The sequence below is a fragment of the Acidovorax cavernicola genome (assembly GCF_003581445.1).
Window position 1 is genome coordinate 1 of record NZ_QXMN01000099.1, and the last position, 3,940, is coordinate 3,940.

Below are 3,940 nucleotides of genomic sequence, written 5' to 3' on the forward strand. Positions count from 1 at the left end.
GGCGCTGGCCGAGCCGGCGCGCAAAGTCATCGCCGTGATCGGCGACGGCTCGAGCATGTACGCGATCCAGGCGCTGTGGAGCGCGGCCCAGCTGCGCCTGCCGATCACGTTCGTGATCCTGAAGAACCGGCGCTACGCGGCGCTGCAGGAATTCGCCAAGGTGTTCGGCTACCGCGACGGCGAGAAAGTCGAAGGCACGGAGCTGCCCGACATCGACTTCGTGGGCCTGGCCAAGGCCCAGGGCTGCGACGGCGTGCATGTCGACGATGCGCTGCAGCTGCGCGCCGTGCTCGAGGCGGCGATCGCGGCGCCGCGGCCCATGCTGGTCGAAGTCGAAGTCGCCTGAACGGGCGGCGCAGCGCGGGCAGACCACAAGAAATTCACAAGGAGACAAACCATCATGACATCCCATTCCCATGCCACGCGCCGCCAGGGCCTGAAGGCCGCGTCGGCGCTTGCCGTGTCGGCACTCGCCGTGGCCGCGCTGGGCGGCCTGGCGCTGCCGGCGCAGGCCCAGAACTGGCCCGAGAAGCCGGTGCGCCTGGTCGTCAATTTCGCGCCCGGCGGCGCGGCCGATGTGCTCGCCCGCGCCATCCTGCCCCAGCTCACCAAGACCCTGGGCCAGCCCGTGGTCATCGAGAACAAGCCCGGCGCGGGCGGCAACATCGGCATCGCCGAAACCGTGCGCTCGGCCAAGGACGGCTACACGCTGCTGCTGAGTTCGGGCGGAGCGATCACGATCAACCCGATGATCTACGAGAAGCTCAGCTTCGACCCCGCGCGCGACCTCACGCCGATCGCCGCCGTGGCGCGCGTGCATGTCTATCTCGAGACCCATCCCGATGTGCCGGCGAAGAACGTCGCCGAGTTCATCCAGTACCTCAAGGCCAATCCGGGCAAGGTCAGCTATGGCTCGCCGGGCCAGGGCAGCTCGCCGCATCTGGCGGGCGAGATGTTCAAGCGCATGGCCAAGGTCGATGCGGTGCACGCGCCCTACCGCGGCGCCGCGCCCGCGCTCAACGACGTGATCAGCGGCCAGTTGCAGTACTGGTTCGATCCGGGTCCGGGCCTCAAGCATGTCGACGCCGGCAAGCTGCGCCTGCTGGCCGTGGGCAGCCCGCAGCGCTCGCCCCAGTACCCGAACGTGCCCACGCTCGCCGAAAGCGGCCTGCCGGGCTTCGACGCCGACACGCTGTTCGGCATCTACGCGCCCACGGGCGTGCCCGACGTGGTGGTCAACAAGGTGCGCGACGGCATTGCCAAGGCCATGGAGCAGAAGAACGTGCGCGACATCGTCGCCAGCCTGGGCGCGACGCCGGCCGTGATGACGCGCAAGCAGTTCATCGACCACCACGCGGTCGAGGCCGAGCGCTTTGGTGAACTCGTCAAGAGCATCGGCCTGAAGGCCGACTGATCCCGGGCGGGAAGGGGGGCGCGGCGCTTCCCGGCCCTGCCATCAGCGTTGCTGAATCCAGCCGCGCATTGCCTGCGTATAGCCAGGTATGCAAGACACGATTACCTGGGTTGGCAGCAAACCAACAGCGCGTCTGCAAGTCGGCACTTCTCCGCACAATGGACGGATGAGCGCCAATACACCGGACAGCGAACTGATGGATCTTCTGGACCGCATCGCCGTGCACGAGGACGCCGCGCTCAAGCGGCTCTACGAGCACACCGCCGCGCGCCTGTATGGGCTCGCGTTGCGCATCCTTGGCAACAAGGAATGGGCCGAGGATGTGCTGCAGGAGAGTTTTCTGGGCATCTGGCGCAATGCGGGGAGTTATCGCGCCTCGCTGAGCCCGCCGCTGGCCTGGATGGGCATGGTGGTGCGCAGCCGGGCCCTGGACTTCCTGCGCCGCCGCCGCGCCGAGCGCATGCATGTCAGCGTCACGCTCGACGATGCGCAGGATTTCCTGCCGGCCAGCGACGCGCTGGACCCCATGCAGCTGGCGCAGGCCAGCGAGCAGGCCCTGGTGCTGCACCAGTGCCTGCAGCGGCTGGAACAGGCCCAGCGCGAGGTGGTGAGCCTGGCCTACCTGCGCGACCTGAGCCACAGCGAGCTGGCCAGCCAGCTCAAACTCCCGCTGGGCACCGTCAAGACCTGGATGCGCCGCAGCCTGGAGCAGTTGCGCAAATGCATGTCCCGGCATGTCTGAGCGCGAGGAGTCGTCACCATGAACCTGATCCAGAACCCCGAACTGCTCGACCGCCTCGCCGCGGCCTACGCGCTGGGCACGCTGCGCGGCGGTGCGCGCCGGCGCTTTGAACAACTGGCGCGCGAGCATGTGCCGGTGCGCGCCGCCGCCTTGCTGTGGCAGGGGCGCTGGTCAGCGCTGTCGGAAGTGCAGGCGCCGGTGCAGCCCGATGCCGCGGTCTGGACCCGCATCGACAATCTGCTGCAGGCCGAGAACCCGCGTGCCGCGCAGCCACGCACCGTGCCTGCGGCCAGGCTTTCCTGGTGGCGCAATGCCGCCTGGGCCGGAGCGTTTGCCACCGTGGCCGCGGTCGCGGTGGGCCTGTGGTCGCACCACGGCCTGCGCCAGACCAGCGCGCAGCAAATGGCGCTGCTGCAAAGCCAGTTGCAGACCGCGCAGGCCGCGCCGCAGATCCAGTATGTGGCGGTGCTCGCCGATGGCAAGCAGGATCCATCGATGCTGGTGACGTTCGACGCGCGCCAGAACCGCCTGGTGCTGCAGCGCGTCGGCGGCTTTCGTGAAGGCGCGGATCAATCGCTGCAGCTGTGGGCCTTGCCGCCTCAGGGCAAGCCGCGCTCGCTGGGCGTGCTGGGAACGGGCCGGCTCGAGCAGCTCCCGGCCCGGGAAGCCCAGGTGCAGGCCGTGCCCACGCTGGCCATCAGCCTCGAGCCCAAGGGCGGCGTGCCCAGCGAAACCGGGCCTACGGGGCCGGTGCTGTTCACCGGTGCGCTGATACGGCGGGATCTTTAGCCGCCGGAACTCAAGATGGCCAGATCCAGACGATGGCGCTGGTCATGAGTAGGTAGCGGAAGAATTTGCCGATCGCCATATAGAACACGCAGGGCCAGAACGGCAGGCGCAGCCAGCCCGCGACCGCGCACAGCGGGTCGCCGACCAGCGGCAGCCAGCTCAGCAGGCAGGCCTTGGCGCCGAAGCGGCGCAGCCAGATCCTGGCCTTGCGCTCATGGCGCGAGGGCTGGCGTGCGGCCTTGTCGGGGCGCGGCTTGCCGTCGATCAGCCGGCGCTCCCTGGCCTTGTGCCAGGCCTTGTGCGCGCCCAGGCCCATCCACCAGCTGATCGCGCCGCCCAGCGTGTTGCCGGCCGTGGCGACAAGGATCGCCTGCCAGAACAGATCGGGGTTGAGCTGCAGCAGCCCGGCGACCGCGGGCTCGGAGCCCAGCGGCAGCAAGGTCGCAGAGATCAAGGCGACGAGAAATACCGTGCTCAAGCCGAATTGCGGCAGCGACAACCATTCCAGCACCTCGTGCAACCAGATTTCCATGAGACGCAAGTGTAGGCCCGGCCGGCTTGCCTTTATCCAGACCGCGGTTATGGTGGTGACTTGACAAGACAAAGAGGGGTACTGCGCGATGCCTGGAATGCAAGGAATGGGTAGGGCGGTGGATCGGGGCTGGGCACACCGATGCCTGGGCGTGCTGGCCTTGGGACTGGCCAGCTGCGCCGTGCTGCCGCCCCAGGGCGTGGCCGGGCAGGACGAGGCGCAGGCTGCGGCCCGGGCCGAGGCCGGGATCGCCGCGGTGCTGTCGCAGGCCGAGTGCCGGCGCCTCGCGGGCCAGCGCGCGCGCCTGCAGGCGGCGCTGGACCAGGCGCTGGGTGTGGTCACGGCAGAGGTCGCGGCCCGGGACGCGGCCGAAGGCCGCACCGGCCGCGCGATCGGCGAGGCCGTGGCCGCTGCGCGCACCCAGGCACTGCAACGCTGGCTGGACCAGACCTCAGGGTAAACC

At 69.2% G+C, this 3,940-nt stretch carries 6 protein-coding genes; 5 read left to right on the forward strand and 1 reads right to left on the reverse strand.

Translation table 11 applies throughout. The features are described from left to right. The 4 genes from D3H34_RS30965 to D3H34_RS30980 all read left to right on the forward strand — a co-directional run. On the forward strand, positions 1-346 hold a 346-nt coding region (locus tag D3H34_RS30965; RefSeq protein WP_286186489.1), incomplete at its 5' end, for a thiamine pyrophosphate-dependent enzyme. 54 nt (positions 347-400) lie between these two features. Further along, positions 401-1,414 (forward strand): Bug family tripartite tricarboxylate transporter substrate binding protein, encoded by a 1,014-nt coding sequence (locus D3H34_RS30970; protein WP_119558668.1) that lies wholly within the window; start codon positions 401-403, stop codon positions 1,412-1,414. A gap of 166 nt (positions 1,415-1,580) precedes the next feature. Then, positions 1,581-2,156: a sigma-70 family RNA polymerase sigma factor gene (locus D3H34_RS30975; protein ID WP_119558669.1), complete on the forward strand. Its 576-nt coding sequence runs from the start codon at positions 1,581-1,583 to the stop codon at positions 2,154-2,156. Between the two features lie 18 nt (positions 2,157-2,174). Continuing rightward, the gene (locus tag D3H34_RS30980) at positions 2,175-2,945 is read left to right on the forward strand and encodes an anti-sigma factor (protein ID WP_119558670.1); all 771 of its coding nucleotides are present in this window, start codon (positions 2,175-2,177) and stop codon (positions 2,943-2,945) included. A gap of 10 nt (positions 2,946-2,955) precedes the next feature. Here the strand turns inward: D3H34_RS30980 and D3H34_RS30985 are convergent, their stop codons facing one another. Then, positions 2,956-3,465 (reverse strand): YqaA family protein, encoded by a 510-nt coding sequence (locus D3H34_RS30985; RefSeq protein WP_119558672.1) that lies wholly within the window; start codon positions 3,463-3,465, stop codon positions 2,956-2,958. Between the two features lie 163 nt (positions 3,466-3,628). Here D3H34_RS30985 and D3H34_RS30990 point away from each other — a divergent pair, with 163 nt between their 5' ends. Then, on the forward strand, positions 3,629-3,937 hold the full coding sequence (locus D3H34_RS30990) for a hypothetical protein (protein ID WP_147400533.1): 309 nt from the start codon (positions 3,629-3,631) through the stop codon (positions 3,935-3,937). The last annotated feature ends 3 nt before the right edge of the window (positions 3,938-3,940 follow it).

Excerpts from the sequence above, each read along its gene's own strand:
- D3H34_RS30970 (WP_119558668.1), top strand. The coding sequence starts at position 401 with ATGACATCCCATTCCCATGCCACGCGCCGCCAGGGCCTGAAGGCCGCG.
- D3H34_RS30975 (WP_119558669.1), top strand. The coding sequence starts at position 1,581 with ATGAGCGCCAATACACCGGACAGCGAACTGATGGATCTTCTGGACCGC.
- D3H34_RS30980 (WP_119558670.1), top strand. The coding sequence starts at position 2,175 with ATGAACCTGATCCAGAACCCCGAACTGCTCGACCGCCTCGCCGCGGCC.